The sequence below is a fragment of the Methylobacterium sp. Leaf106 genome, from assembly GCF_001422895.1.
GTDB classification, from domain to species: Bacteria; Pseudomonadota; Alphaproteobacteria; order Rhizobiales; family Beijerinckiaceae; genus Methylobacterium; species Methylobacterium bullatum.
On record NZ_LMNB01000034.1, the window covers coordinates 52,847 to 66,483 of the forward strand.

Annotated in this window: 15 protein-coding genes; 2 read left to right on the plus strand and 13 right to left on the minus strand. The window is 72.8% G+C overall.

Going from position 1 to position 13,637, the window contains the following annotated elements; genetic code table 11:
* Positions 1 to 9: 9 nt before the first annotated feature.
* The 13 genes from ASF34_RS19865 to ASF34_RS19930 all read right to left on the minus strand — a co-directional run bounded on the left by ASF34_RS19865 (position 10) and on the right by ASF34_RS19930 (position 11,816).
* The gene (locus ASF34_RS19865; protein ID WP_056163856.1) at positions 10 to 693 is read right to left on the minus strand and encodes a lysozyme; all 684 of its coding nucleotides are present in this window, start codon (positions 691 to 693) and stop codon (positions 10 to 12) included.
* Between the two features lie 79 nt (positions 694 to 772).
* On the minus strand, positions 773 to 2,338 hold the full coding sequence (locus ASF34_RS19870) for a DUF2793 domain-containing protein (RefSeq protein WP_056163858.1): 1,566 nt from the start codon (positions 2,336 to 2,338) through the stop codon (positions 773 to 775).
* A 28-nt stretch (positions 2,339 to 2,366) separates the two neighbouring features.
* Positions 2,367 to 6,275, minus strand: coding sequence for a baseplate multidomain protein megatron (locus tag ASF34_RS19875; RefSeq protein ID WP_056163861.1), 3,909 nt, complete (start codon positions 6,273 to 6,275; stop codon positions 2,367 to 2,369).
* Between the two features lie 270 nt (positions 6,276 to 6,545).
* Complete coding sequence (locus tag ASF34_RS19880; RefSeq protein ID WP_056163865.1) at positions 6,546 to 6,992, minus strand: NlpC/P60 family protein; 447 nt, start codon at positions 6,990 to 6,992, stop codon at positions 6,546 to 6,548.
* A 19-nt stretch (positions 6,993 to 7,011) separates the two neighbouring features.
* The gene (locus ASF34_RS19885; RefSeq protein ID WP_056163868.1) at positions 7,012 to 7,905 is read right to left on the minus strand and encodes a DUF2163 domain-containing protein; all 894 of its coding nucleotides are present in this window, start codon (positions 7,903 to 7,905) and stop codon (positions 7,012 to 7,014) included.
* Positions 7,906 to 7,920: 15 nt separating this feature from the next.
* Positions 7,921 to 8,556, minus strand: coding sequence for a DUF2460 domain-containing protein (locus ASF34_RS19890; protein ID WP_056163871.1), 636 nt, complete (start codon positions 8,554 to 8,556; stop codon positions 7,921 to 7,923).
* A gap of 55 nt (positions 8,557 to 8,611) precedes the next feature.
* On the minus strand, positions 8,612 to 9,184 hold the full coding sequence (locus ASF34_RS19895) for a phage tail tape measure protein (protein WP_056163875.1): 573 nt from the start codon (positions 9,182 to 9,184) through the stop codon (positions 8,612 to 8,614).
* Between the two features lie 256 nt (positions 9,185 to 9,440).
* Positions 9,441 to 9,659, minus strand: coding sequence for a phage tail assembly chaperone (locus ASF34_RS19905; RefSeq protein ID WP_056163880.1), 219 nt, complete (start codon positions 9,657 to 9,659; stop codon positions 9,441 to 9,443).
* A complete protein-coding gene (locus ASF34_RS19910) occupies positions 9,656 to 9,979 on the minus strand; it encodes a gene transfer agent family protein (protein WP_056163882.1) in 324 nt (107 codons plus the stop codon). The genes ASF34_RS19905 and ASF34_RS19910 overlap by 4 nt, the downstream gene beginning before the upstream one ends.
* Positions 9,979 to 10,386 carry a phage major tail protein, TP901-1 family gene (locus tag ASF34_RS19915; protein ID WP_018045758.1) on the minus strand — a complete coding sequence of 136 codons (408 nt, stop codon included), beginning with the start codon at positions 10,384 to 10,386 and terminating at the stop codon, positions 9,979 to 9,981. Before ASF34_RS19915 ends, ASF34_RS19910 begins: the two co-directional genes overlap by 1 nt.
* Before the next feature lie 62 nt (positions 10,387 to 10,448).
* Complete coding sequence (gene gp17 / locus ASF34_RS19920; protein ID WP_056163885.1) at positions 10,449 to 10,889, minus strand: tail completion protein gp17; 441 nt, start codon at positions 10,887 to 10,889, stop codon at positions 10,449 to 10,451.
* On the minus strand, positions 10,886 to 11,233 hold the full coding sequence (locus tag ASF34_RS19925) for a phage head closure protein (RefSeq protein ID WP_056163888.1): 348 nt from the start codon (positions 11,231 to 11,233) through the stop codon (positions 10,886 to 10,888). The genes gp17 and ASF34_RS19925 overlap by 4 nt, the downstream gene beginning before the upstream one ends.
* A gap of 22 nt (positions 11,234 to 11,255) precedes the next feature.
* Positions 11,256 to 11,816: a head-tail connector protein gene (locus ASF34_RS19930; protein WP_056163891.1), complete on the minus strand. Its 561-nt coding sequence runs from the start codon at positions 11,814 to 11,816 to the stop codon at positions 11,256 to 11,258.
* Between the two features lie 50 nt (positions 11,817 to 11,866).
* On the opposite strand from ASF34_RS19930, the gene ASF34_RS19935 reads away from it, so the two are divergent.
* Both ASF34_RS19935 and ASF34_RS19940 read left to right on the plus strand, forming a co-directional pair.
* Positions 11,867 to 12,616, plus strand: coding sequence for a S1 family peptidase (locus ASF34_RS19935; RefSeq protein ID WP_244479055.1), 750 nt, complete (start codon positions 11,867 to 11,869; stop codon positions 12,614 to 12,616).
* 108 nt (positions 12,617 to 12,724) lie between these two features.
* On the plus strand, positions 12,725 to 13,588 hold the full coding sequence (locus tag ASF34_RS19940) for a S1 family peptidase (RefSeq protein WP_056163900.1): 864 nt from the start codon (positions 12,725 to 12,727) through the stop codon (positions 13,586 to 13,588).
* The last annotated feature ends 49 nt before the right edge of the window (positions 13,589 to 13,637 follow it).

Genomic DNA, 13,637 nt, shown 5'->3' on the forward strand with positions numbered 1-13,637 from the left:
GCTCCGGGCTCAGGCGCGTGCGCCGAACAGCGCCCGGAGCGAGGTCTTGAGGCGCGCCCAGGCACTCACGGGCGCGGTGCTCCGCTGGGGCGGCGCGGCCCGCACCGAGGGCGTGCGAGGGAGGGGGCGGCGCTCGGAGCCGATGGCCGGGTTCGGAACGATCCCCGGCCGCTCCATCACCGGGCCGGCCGGGAGCGGTACCGCCTCGGCGGGCCGTGGGATCGCCGTGGGATCGGTGGAGCGGGCGCGCGGCAGGGCCGTCGCGTAGGGCGTGCGGAACTGGTCGTACTCGGCCCGCCGACGCGGGATCAGCGAGGCGGGCCGGTTCCACATCAGGATCGCTTCGGCGGCCCCCGCCCGGTCCCCGGCCTTCAGGCGACGCACGACGGTCGAGCGCCGGAACGCGCCCTCGCCGATGTTGAAGCAGAGGGAGACCAGGGCATCGAAGGCATGGTCCGGCAGATCGGCGGGTGCCACCGCCGCGACGGTGCGCACGAAGCGGCCGACGTCGCGGGCGAAGAGCGCGTCGCATTCCGCCGCCGTCAGGCGCAGGCCCGGTGTCACCAAGGGTGGCCCCGCCGCGCTGGTATGGCCGATGCCGATGGTCCAGATGCCGACGGAATCGCGGTAGGCCTCGAGGCGCCGTCCCTCGCGGGCAACGAGCACGGCATGGCCGATGGCGCTGAGATCCATGGTTCACTCCGGGGTTGGGAACGGGGAAGGCGCGTCGTCCTGCGACGCGCAATCGGGAGGACACGGCCTCCCGGGCGGCTCAGGGCATTGCGAGGCCCCAGAACGCCGTGTCGGCGGCGAGGATGCCGCCCTCGGCGCTGGTGAAATGCGCGAACACCTCCACCGTGTCGCCCGCCGCCAGAGTGAGGGTGGCCGTGAGGGCGAGGGTCGAGACGCCGTCCACGAGACCGGTCACGCCCGCCCGGTGGCGGGGGGACGCCGCGCCGTTGCGGTAGAACCGGGCCTGGAGCGCGGTGGGCGACGCGCTGCCGATCCTGCGGTAGGCGAGGCCCACGCCGAACGTGTAGGTGCCGGGCTCGGGCGCGACGAACCGGTTCGTGGCGGGCACGAACGCGCCCTGGTCGTTCACCTCGGCAGTGTTGAACGCCACCTTGGTCCAGGCGCCCGCCGGAATCGTCGCGTCCGCGCTCATGGCGGCTGCGAAGCGGGGCAGGTTGGTGAGGCGGGACCAGCGCGTCCCGTTATAGCCCTTGAACGCGGCGGCGGTGCCGTCGAACAGGATCTGTCCGGGCGCGAGACCTGCGCCGGGCGTGCCGGCGCGGGCGACGAGTTCCAGGGCGCCGTTGCCCCTGACCTTGACCACGGACCGGCGCGTGCTCGTGCCGATCTCCGTCGTCTGGAAGTCGACGAGCGTCCCCTGTGCCGTGGCCGTGAAATCCTCCTCGGCGAGGCCGTTGAAGGTGACCATGTTGCCGGAGAACCCGCCCGTCGCCTGGTAGCCCCGGCCGAAGAAACCGAAGAACCGGTCTCCGGCGAGAATGCCGGTGGGGGCGGCCGGGGTGCCGCGGGCGATGCGCGTGGTGATGTTGGCCACCGGCGAGCCGGCGCTGTAGCATTCGAGCTGGAGCAGGGCGGAACTCGACGAGCCCGAGACGAAGAGCGGGGCGGCCGGCACCGGGCCGCCCGGTGCCGCGGACGAGCCGAATCCGACATTGCCGCTATTTCCCAGCGCCCGCCAGGCATGGGACCAGTTGTTGCCGTCCGCCGAGACCTTCGCCGTCAGGCTGTCGTCGCCCACGAGACCGATCTCGGCGCGGCCTGAGAAGCCCGATTGCATCAGCAGCGACAGGACGTTGCCCGTGGCCGCCTTGTTCAGGGCCAATCGCAGGTCACCGGTGCCCCCCTCCGCCGTGGCGCGTGCGGTCCAGAGGGCCTTGTTGAGCTTGGCCGAGAACGGGTTCTCCGCATCCGCCTGGGTGCCGAGGCCGAGGAGGACGAGGTTCTGCAACGCGGAGATCGTCGCGGCGAGGCCGGTCCAGGCGATGCCGTCGAAACGGTAGAAGGCGTCCTCATCGGTCAGATAGGCGAGCCACCCGGCCCTCGGCGCGAGCCCGTTCCAGACGCCGTCATGGAAATGGACGATGTGGCCGGAGAGACCGGTCCAGGCGCCCGTGGGCGCGGCGCCGGCGACGAGGTAGCGGTCTCCCTCGGCGCGCGAGGAGGGCGGGGAGGTCAGGTCCTTGTCGAGGCAGGCGAGCTGCACGAGCCTGTCGAGGACCACCAGGGCCTCGTTGTGGGTGACGTGTTTTCCCGCCTGCGCCGCCGCGATCAGCGGCAAAGCGAGGTTGTCTGTCGTCAGCGACATGGGGGTGACTCCGGGTCGGTCGGGTCGCTCAGGCGGAGCGAACGGGCAGGAGGGCGCGGCGGCTCGGGCCGGGTCCGGCGACGGTCCCGACCTGGGCGACGCTCACGTCGAGGCGGGTCTGCTTCGCGCCGAAATCGGCAGCCTCGTCGGCGGTGGCGTAGAGGAGCGCCGGCTCGTTCGTTCGGGCGGTCCGCAGGGTCGATCCGTCCGCCGCATGGATTTCGACGAGATAGGTCTCGCCCGGCTCGTCCTGCGGGATCTCCACCGGCTCCCAGCCATCCGCGTCCCGCCGCGCCCGACGGAGCCAGGACAGCCTGATCCCGCCGGCCTCGCGCCGCGCGGCCGGATGCACCGGCGCGAGTGGAAGGAGCGGCAGCAGGCCGGCGCTCGCCTGGAGCTCGACATAACTCGGATCGCCGGGGTCGCGGGCGGCCGGCCCGATCCGGTAGCGGAACGGCCGGCCGGCCTCGTCGAGCCGCTCCACCAGGGGCACTACCGCCCCGTCGTCGAGGCGCACCACGAGGCAGCCGGCCGGGTTTGCGCGCCGGCTGAGATCCTCGCTCCCCATCAGGCCGCGCAGCAGGCGGCTGAGGCGATAGGTGCCGGGGCCGATCAGATCGGCGCCGGCCGCCGCGATGATCTCGACCCGGCCGTCGCTTCCCACGAGGGCGAACAGGTTGCCGCCGGAGAGCGCATCGTCCTCCGCGATGGAGGACAGGGCACCGGCATGGCGCAGGCGCACATCGAGCCGGGTTCCCCGGTCGAAGCGCCAGAGCGGTCCCGGCGGCAGCGGCGTCAGCGTCTCGCCGAGGCAGGCCGGATAATCGACGATCCGGTGCAGGCCGAGGGGGCCGCTCTCGCCGGCCGAGCGCCAGACGGCCATCTCGCCGGGCCAGGGATCGGCCGAGACCGCGAGGTATTGCAGGATCGTTGGGCTACCCCTGTCCACGGGCAGGTCGAGCACGCGGGCGAAGGGCCGCCCGGCCATGGACGGGGGTGGCCGGTATCCCCTGTCGTCGGGGCTTCGGTTCGCGCCGAGGCGAGAGCTGTGGACCGGCACGGCGCGGGTCTCGATCCGCCGCGCGCCGGCGCTGTCGGCGATCCGCACGATCCGATGCGGCAGCGGCGCGCCGGGCAGGTACAGGAGATCGCCGGGCACCAGGTCGATCCGGCGCGGGCTCACCGCGAAACCCGCGCTGTCGCGCCCGGCGATGGCCATGTCGAGGAGCGCCTCGGCCAGCGCTTCGGCGCTCCCCCTGCGGGTGACGATGGGCGCGTCGGCGTTGCTCTCGCGCCGTCTCAGGCCGGTGGGGCGGATCGCCGAGGCGGTGGCGGTCCGGTAATCGGCGCTCTGCCCGTCGCAGAAGGCGAGGGTGAGCCCGCGGGGCAGTTCCGATTCCTCGGCGCGGACGAAGCTCAGCGGCGCCCGGACCCGCTCGGTGAGCACGAGATCGGCGGCCGCCAGGACGATCGGGCTCTCGCGGCGCGGGCCGCGAATGTCGAGCCTGCCGCCCACCGCCGAGACGTCGAGCCCGTAGACCCGGGCCAGCGGCTCCAGGGCGCCGCGCGCCGACATCGGCCGGTCGATGACGTAGCCGTCGAGAAAGGCATCGGCGGCGATCCGGGCCGGTGCCGTGATGCCGAGATCGGCGAGGATCGCGCCGATCAGGCGGTCGAGCTCCAGCCCCTCGATCCGTCCTGTGATCCAGTGACCCAGGGACCAGTTCTCCGCATCTGCCCAGACCGTGTCGAAATCCGGGAAGGCCGGGAAGGGCCGCGCGTCCCAGCACCAGACGAAGACGGAGCCGGGCGACACCATCGGGCCGCCATAGATGGGCGAAACCGGGTTGTGAGCCGGCTCGAAACCCGGCAGCGCCGCATCGAAGCGGGTCAGGATGGCGGTGAGGCCACGGGCCTGGATCAGGTCGTCGCGCACGTTGGCCGAGAAGGGCGGAGCTGCGTTCTCGGAGGATTTCGCGTCGGGAAAGACGTTGGGGCCGTTGGTGCCCCTGTCCACGGCGGGCACGCCGATCTCGGTGAGCCAGATCGGCTTGGATCGGGGAATCCAGGCCGTGGTGCCGGTCTCGACCCCGCCGTCGCGCTCGCGATGCGGGTTCGACCACCAGGAGACGAGGTCCTTGGCCCGGTAGATCCAGGGTTTGGCCGCAGCGCCGTCGGTGATGGGGGTGCGCGCCTGCGCCCGCCGGTCGGCGTCATTGGCATAGTACCAGTCGAACGCCTCCCCGGCCCCGAGGCGGCGCTTGAGATAGGCGGTGTCGTAGACGCTGTCGGTCTCGGCGAGGTCGGCATGGTCCGCGCCGTCGCGCCAGTCGCTGATCGGCGGGTAATAGTCGATGCCCACCGCCGCGATGGCGGGATCGGAAAACAGCGCGTCGAGGGGGAATCGCACGGTGGCCCCGCCGTCGCGGACATGGGCGCCGTACTCGGTCCAGTCGGCCGCGTAGACCAGGGCCACGCCGGCCCCGAGGCGGGCGCGCACCTCCTGCGCCAGGGCCTTGAACGCCTCCACCGCCGGATAGCGCTCGGCCTCGCCCCGCACGCGGGTGAGGCTCGGAAACTCGCTGCCGATGATGAAGCCGGAGAGCGAAACGCCGTCGGCCGCCCAGCCGGCGGCGAGGTCGGCGTAATGCAGGAGGAAGCGGCGGTAGCCGTCGGGATTGTGGAAGAAGGCCGCGACCTGCGCGGCCGCAACGGCGGTCCCGTCCGGGCTGCCGGGATGGTCGGGGGCCGGGAAACAGGTGATGCGCCCGCGCCAGGGATAGGGCGGCTGGTGGCCGGCGCCCGCGTCGCGCGGATCGGGCAGACCGTTGCCGGCGGGCACGTCCATCATCACGAACGGGTAGAGCACGACCTCGAGACCGCGGCGGCGCAGCTCTGCGACGAGGCGGCCGAGCCCTGCATCGGAGGGTGTGCCGCCATAGGCAGCACCTCCCATGGGCGCGGTCGAGACCGTCTTCACCTCATCGCGGGTCAGCCCGGCGACGCTCCAGGTGTCGCCGAGGGTCGCCTTGTCCGGCCGGTCGACCTTGGGCGTCACCGTGCATCGGCCCGCGCGCAGGTCGCTGCCGAACCAGCTCGCCACCACCGAGACCCGGGCGAGGCGCGGGCACAGGGCCTCGAGCGCGTCGAGGGAGGCGGTGACGTCGCTCGCCTCTTGGAACTGAAAGCGGTTGGCCGCCCGCGTGGCGCCGAAACCCGCATCCTCGGTGACGAGGCGGGGGTCGAGGCCGAACTCCGTCGAGCCGGGAATGAGGCAGACCGCGCGGACCATCCCGGCGAGCCCCTCCACCGGGCGGATCACCTCGAAGGCCAGTTGCGGCACCCGGTTGCCGAACTCGGCCAGCGCCATCCGCTCGAACACCATATAGGCGAGGCCGCGATAGGCCGGGGCTCGTTCCGCGCCCTCCTTGGCGACGATCAACGGATCGGGCGCCTGGTCGGCCCCGCCCCGGTGCAGGCGGTAATTCAGCGTGGTGAGGTCGATCTCGCGGCCATCGGCCCAGACCCGGCGGACATGGGCGATCTCGCCCTCGCACAGCCCCACCGCGAGGTCGGCGAAATACGCGTAGGTCGTGGTCACGGTCTTCTGGCCGTCGCCGCCCTTGCCCCCGGACGAGGCGCGCTGGACGCTGGTATTGGCCACCTCCAGCGGGCGCGTCGCCCAGATCAGGGTGCCGCCCACCTTGGCGCGGCCATAGACCCGCTTGATCGGCTCGCCCTCCGTGGAGGACAGCCCGGCCACATCGGTCAGGCGCGGGCCTTCGACGACGCGCGGCCCGGCCCGCGACCCGAACAGGGCGCTGTCGATCGCGCCGCCGGCCACGGCACCGAGCGTGCTCAGCACGGCCCCGCCGATCGGGCCGCCGAGCGCGGTCCCGAGTGCCGCCCCGGCTGTCTGCAGGATGAGCGTGGCCATGCGGGAGGGCTCCGGGAGGGAGGGCTAAAGGATCAGGGACACTCGGTGCGCATCGCCTCGCCCCGCTCGCGGGGAGAGGGACGTGTCTCCCCCTTGCCGGGGAGCATGTCGAGGCGGCAGCCGAGGGTGAGGGGGCTTCTTCGGACGAGCCTCACTCGGAGCCGCCCCCTCACCCTCGCTCCGCTCGTCACAGGCACCGCGAGGTGCCTGTGACCCTCTCCCCGCGCGCGGGGAGAGGGGAGGCGCACCTTTCGTCTAGGCTTCCCGATATCAGGCGCCGGGAAACCGGAACACATGCGCCAGGTGACGGCGCCACCATCGCGTGAGGGCGACCTCCGTCACCGCCGCGCCATCATGGGCGTGGATCATCGTCCCGGCCCCGCTCGCGATCGCGCAGTGCTTTGCCGGCAAATGAGAGCGGAAGGCGAAGAGTAGAATGTCGCCTGCTGCCGGTATGTAGCTGGCCGAAAAGTCGCGCACGGCGACGAGGTGGCGCCGTGCGGCTTCCGCCATCGGGTCGGCGCCACCGGGGGCGGATTCCGCCCAGGAGGCCGAATAGGGCGGTGCGGTCTCTGGCTCGGGGCCGAGGAGCCCGCGCCAGACCCCTCGGACCAGGCCGAGGCAATCGCAGCCGACGCCCTTGAGCGAGGCTTGGTGCCGATAGGGCGTGCCGATCCAGCCCCGTGTCTCGGCGACGATCCGGTCGGCGCTTGGCATGACGTTCTCCTTTGCCGGCTCAGCGGAACAGGCTGCCGCCGTCGAGGGCGGTGCCGGAGCCGGCGGTGCCGCGGATGACGAAGTCGTTGCCGGGCATGTGCGGGAAGCCCTGGAAGTTCACCGCATTGGCGAAAGTGTCGACGCAGGTGGACAGGCGCTTGTCGCATCCGGCCGTGAGCGTGAAGGCGTCTCCCGCCGCGACGGCGCGGGGCGGCTCCTGCCAGAGTTCGATCCGGGCGCCCCCCTCGACCACTGTGTGGGACCGGACGTCATTGGCGAGTCCGGCATTCCCGCCCGAGTTCCAAGTGAGCCGCCCGCCGCTGAAGCGGCCGGCGGGAAAGGCGCCGGCCAGGGTCGTCAGCATCTCGCCGGGCTGCGCCGGCGCCAGAACGGTCCCGGTGGTGCGGAAGCGCGGATCGGCGAGATCGACGCGGCAGCGCGCATCGCCGAGGTCGGCGCCGCAGGTGGCGCGGAAGGTCCGGCCGCGCTCCTCGTCGAGGCGGTCCATCAAGCCGCGCACTTCCGCCACAAAGGCGGTGCCCGCCCGGCGGATCTCGCCGATGGTCCCGACATCCAAGAGGAGGCGCGTTCCCGGATCGGTCCAGTCCACGAGCCACGTCTCGATTCCGGCCGCGTCGTAGAGCCCGCCCGCCACGTCCGCGTCGGCGATGCCCAGCGACGTCAGCGCCCCGGCCACCTCGCCGCCCCCCACCGCGAAGCCGAGCTCGGCGCTCGCCTCGGCGGCCTCTAACCCCGAGCGCGCAGCGAAGGTGATGCCGGAGAAGACGAGGTCGCGGTCGTGGTCGGTGAAGCCGAGGGTGAGGCCGTCGCGCCGGGTCAGCGACCAGCAATGGCACAGGGTGGTGGACCCGCCGGCGAGATGCGCGGCGAGGGCGGCGGGGATGTCGCGCATGCGTTCAGGCTCCGGTCAGGGCACGATCTCGACGAGGGGCACGTTCGGGATCTCTCCGGCGCTGAAGGCCTGGAGGTCCACGCTGAGCTCGTCGGTGTCGAAGCGGACGGGCACGTCGAACCAGAACCCCGCCGTCACCGGCGCACCCGCGGCGGGGGCCGCCGCCAGGGTGACGAGGCCCGTGGTGCCGTCGCAGGTGAAGGAAGAGGCCGGTCGCTCGACACCGGCCACCGCCACCCGCACGGTCTCCGCCACCGGCTTGGCGATGAGGCGGCGATAGGGCAGCGGCCCGGTGCCGTAGGTCTTGGCGAGGGGAAACACCCGCGTCGCACCGTCGCCGAGGCCGAGCCGCTGGTCGCCCGGCCCCACCGCCTGGCTCGGCGGCCCCGAGCGATGGTCGATCCGGTCGCGATAGCGGAATCCGTAGAGGCGCCCGCGCCGCTCTTCGAAGAAGGCCAGGACCGCATGCAGGGCGTCGAGGGTGCGGATGCCCAGGCCCGCATCGTAGCGCCGCCGCGAATCGGCCCAGCGGCTGTTGCGGTGCTCGCGCCCCGAGGCCAAAGTCACGATCTCGGTGAGGCGGCTCGGCCCCCCGCTGCCGCGCAGCGCCACGTCGAGGGGAAAGCGGACCTCGTGGAAATCACCGGCCATGGCGGGCCTCCCTGGATGATGGTCAGGATGCGCGACGGCCCCGCGTCGTTCTCGCTCAGGACGCGCGCCTTCCGCGCGCTACGGCGCGGGCGAGGGCGGCGGCCACCTGCGCCTCGGAGCGGCGGAAGCTCTCTGCATCCGGCGTCGCGATATGGACGGTGACGGAGACCGGCTGCCCCGCCGCCCCGCCGGCGACCCCGAGACGCCCGTCGCTGCCCCGCGCGAGGGGCAGGATCGCCTCCGGGCCGGCCTCGCCCATCAGGCCCGTCCCGTCGCGCAGGGGGAAGTAGGTGGGGGCGGCCACCACGCCGCCGCTCGCGAAGGGGCGCACCTGGCCGCCGGAGATCACCCCGCCCTTGGCGAAGGCGGTGCCCGATGCGCCGGAATTGATCAGGCTCCTCACCAGGGATTCGATGCCGCCCTTCACCGGGTCGAGGACGGCCTTGCCGGCCATGCCGGCGAGCTTGGTCACGAGGGATGTAAGCGCCCCGTCGAGCTGCTTGGCCGGGCCGACCGTGCCGGTGAAGGCCTTGCTCAGGCTGTCGCCGAACTTCTGGGCCAGATTGTCCAGGGTGCTCAGTTGCTTCGCCCGCGCGGCGAGGGTGCGGTCGATCTCGGTCTCGGCCATGGGTGCCTCCTGTCATCTGCGTCTCAGGGGCTCGGTTCTCCCCGCCCCCATCCGATCCACCGACCTCATCCTGAGGTGCCGCAGCGCAGCGAAGGCCTCGAAGGAGGCCTCCAGAAGCCGCAGAGTGGGCTGGAGGGCTCCTTCGAGGCGGCTGTCGCCGCACCTCAGGATGAGGTGGTTTTTTGGGACGAGACGTCCCTCGCGGACAGCACGGCGGCTCGCGCGGGAGCCGGGTTTCATCGACGGCCGAACCAAATCACGACGGGTCTGGATAGGCATCCATCAGCCGCCGCAGGTCGGCGGCGCCGGTCGCGTCGCGCCGGCCGTCGCGACCGGCGGCGGCCATCAATTCGCGGGGCGTCGCCGCCCAGAAGTCGCGCGGGCTCCAGCGCAGGGCGTTCAGGCCCAGGGCCATGGCCTCGTCCCACGGGAAGGCGGAGGGAGCCTCCGGCGCCGTCCCGCCCGTGGGGCTCAAGGGTCCGGCGTATCGGCCCCGAAGGCGGCGGCGAGCGCCTCGCCGAGGGCCGTTGCGATGGGTTCGATCCCGCCGGAGAGCGGCAGCCGCGCCACCGTTTCGTCGTCGAGGTCGTGGCCGCCGCCGCGCAGGGTCGCGCCGAGGAGGGCGATGAGGTCGCGGCTGGCGAGGCGGCCTTCGGCGAAGCGGCCCGCGAGGCCGGTGAGATCGGAGGCGCCGAGCGCGTCTTCCAACTCGGCCAGGGCTCCCAGTGTGAGGCACAGAGTGTAGCGCCGGTCCCCGATCGCGACGGAGACCTCTCCGCGTCTGCGGTTGGCCATCACAGGCTCGTAAAAGTGAGGGGGCCGGCCGAATCGAGGGCCATGTCGAAGGTCACCTCGCCGGCATGGTCGCCGCGATATTCCAGGCTGGTGATCTGAAACAGGCCCTGGATCGTGCCGAAGGCCGGCACCACGACCTGCAGCGTGTCGATGCTGCCGTCGAAGAACATCTGGCGCAGGCGCGCATCGGAGGCCTCGTCGCGAAAAACGCCCGAGCCCGAGACGGCCGCGCGGCGCACCCCCGCCCCGGCCAGCAGCTCGCGCCAGCGCCCGACGGATTCGGCGCTCGTCACGTCCACGGTCTCGGCGTTGAAGGCGAGCTGCCGGGCGCGCAGGCCGGCCACGGCCGTGAACCCCGTTCCCTCGCTGATCCGGATGAGGAGGTCCTTGCCTTTCTGGGCACTCATGGGGTCGCTCCTTGAAGCGGGTTTCGCAAAGGTGGCCACCGGTTCCGCGGAGCAAAACCGGTTCAGGAGGTCGGCAGCCGCTCGGTGACGGCCTGGAGGGTAAGGATGGCGCGGGTCCCGCCGCTGCGCTCGTCACGGGCGCAGGCGAGGGATTCGACCCGCAGGATCGACAGGGCATGGCCGGCGGGGGAGAGCAGCGCCTCGTGCAGGAGCGCGGCGGCCCGGCCGGCGGCCTCGATGGCGCTGCGGCTGGAGCCGGGCCTGGCGAACAGGATCAGCCCGAGCCGATGGGTATGGCGCAGCGCGCCGTCGACGGAATCGTCCCGCATCTCGGCGGGTCCGAACACCGCATAGACCGGCGCCGCGCCGCGCGGCGGCTCGTCATGGATGCGGACCTCGCCGCCCATGAGCCGGCCGAGCTCCGCGTCGCCGCCGAGGACGGTGAGGATGGCGGCCCGCAGGGCGAGGAGCGGGTTGGCCGGAAGGGACAGGGCGTCGCTCATGTCGGGCCCCCCGTCGTGTCGATCAGCTCCTCGACCTCGCAGACGAGGTCGCGCCCGCGCCCGTCGGGATCGCCCGCCGCGCGGATGGCGAAGCGGCGCGAGCCGGAGACGAGCCGCATGGCGGGCGTGACGTCCGCCCGGTAGGCGAGGCGGATGCGGTGGGTCGCCACCGCATCGGACCGGCCGCCGCGTGTGCGCTCGGCATGGCCGGTGGATTCCAGCGTGCCCCACAGGAGCGGGCCGGCCACGAACCGGCGAAGGTGCCCGCCGAAACCGTCCGGGTCGTCGACGAAGCGTTCGAGCACGTAGTGGCGTCGCCGCGCGCCGATGGGCGGGTGCGTCATGGCAAAGCTCCGGACGGTACGGTTAGAGGCGCATCCGGCGGTGGGGGGCGATCAGCGCCTCCACCATCGGGGTGAGGGCGACAGGCAGGTCGCCGCGATGCTCGAACCCGTGCGCCGCCACGAGCCGGATCGCCTGGACGAGGGCAGGAGGGACCGGCGGACCCGCTCCGCCATAACCGGCATCGACCTCGATCAGGGCGGCGGTCCGGTACAGGGCGGGAAGGGAGGGCGAGACGATCAGCCCCGGCGCCTCGACCATGTCCGGCGCGAGGCGGACGAGGCCGGGGGCGAAGGCGGTGCCGGTGCCGGTCGCATCCACCGAGCCCGCGCTCGCCAGGGCAACGAGGGGGCTCAGGGGAAGGGGGACGAACCCGTCCCGGGGCCAGGCTGTGAGCATCACCCGGTAGCGTCCGGGCACCAGGATGCGCCGCGTCGCGAGCTCCACCATGGCGCGGGCCGAGGCGATCAGGCCCTCCACCAGACCGTCCTCGGCGGTGTTGTCCGGGTCGAGGCGCAGGTGGGCGCGCATGTCGGCCAACGTGACCGGCTCGACGATGGCGGCATCGACGCGTATCGGACTCATCGTCGTCTCCGGGTGGGGCGAGGAAGGGGATGGGCGGAATGGATCTCGACATGCGGTCTGCGGGTATCGCGCTGCTGCTCGGCCTCGCCGCCGCGCCGGCCGGCGCCGTCGTCGGCGGTCGCGAGGCGCCGGAGGCGGCCGGCTCGGCCGTGATGGTGCTGTCCTCGAACGGCGGCGTGTGCACCGGCATCGTCGTGGCGCAGGATTCGGTGCTGACGGCGGGCCATTGCGTGGCGGCGGGCTCCCGCCAGGGTGGCGCGGAGCACCGGGTGCATTTTCGCGACGAGGCGGGCCAGCCGGTGCTGGTCGATCTCGCCGCCCGCGCGGTCCATCCCGGCTACGATGCCGGCGCCATCGCCGGGCGTCGGCGCTCCATCGATCTGGCCCTCGTCCGCACCGCGACACCGCTTCCCGGCCGCTTCCGGCCGACCCCCCTGAGCACCGCCCTGCCGCGCGCCGGCGAGAGCCTCGTCCTCTCCGGCTACGGCGTTTCGAAACCGGGCGAGGCACGCACCACCGGCACCTTCCGCAGCGCCGTCCTCCCCGTGGTCGAGCCCTACGGGCAGAGCCGCATCCTGGTCTGGATGAAGCCGTCCGGCGGCGCATCCGGCGCCTGCCAGGGCGATTCCGGCGGGCCGATCGCGGAGGCGCCCGGAGCGCCGCCGCTGGCCGTCTCCGCCTGGGTCGGGGGCGGGGCTTGCGGTAGCATCTCGCAAGGCGTCCTGCTGGGGCCGCAGCGCGACTGGATCGACCGCACCCTCGCGGGCTGGGGCCGCTCCGCAGGCTGGTCCGCCCCCTGACGCCGCTCCGCCTCAGCGACGGAACCGGAGCTTGGCCGAGGGATTGCCTTAGGCTAGGCTTCATTCCAGGGACGTCCGGGGCTTTCAGCCGGGCGCGGGAGAGACACGATGTTCGCGACCGCGCTCCGCAGGGCCGTCGTCACGGCGCTGGTCGGGCTGATTCCGGCTCCGGCCTTTGCCGTGATCAACGGCGAAGTCTCCCGTGATCCCAATGGGTTGCGCGCCTCGGTGGTGCGCATCGAGAGCACCCAGGGCGAGATCTGCTCGGGCACCCTCATCGGACCCGATCTCGTGCTGACCGCCGCGCATTGTGTCATGCACCAGGCCGGCTACAGCGTCGTCGCCGTCGACCGGTCGTTCCGCCAGCGCCGCATCTCCGCCATCGCGGCGTCGATGCACCCCGATTTCGTGCCCGGCACCACGCCGGAGGATCAGCCGGGCATCGATCTCGCCCTCATCAAACTGTCCGAGCCGTTAGGGGCCGATTTCCAGCCCCTCGATCCGCGCGGCGGCGGGGCCATCGGCACCGGCGAGTCGGTGGACATCGCCGGCTTCGGCGTGGTGGCGGAGAACCGCCGCAACACCGCCCGCACCCTGCGGCAGGCCCATCTGGTCTCCATCGGCTCGCTCCAAGTCGCCAACACGGTCACGGTGGTGACCGACCGGCGCAAGCTCGCCGAGACGGCGGGAGCCGGCGCCTGCCTCGGCGATTCCGGCGGGCCGATCCTGCGCGGCGGTCCGGGCGGCTACCAGATCGTCGGCGTGGTCAGCTGGTCGAGCGGCGCCATGCGCCAGGACAAGCGCGCCCGCACCGCCTGCGGCGGCTTCACGGCGGTGACCCCCACCGGCCAGCATGCCGGCTGGATCACGTCGCGCGCCGCCGAGATGGCACAGCTCACCGCCAGCGAGGCACCCGCCAGCTTCCGCCGCTCCAACCGGTCGGACTGGATGGCGCGGCCGGGACGGCGGTAGGGCGCTACAAGGATTACCCCCGGGCTGTCTCGACCGGGGGCAGCCAGAC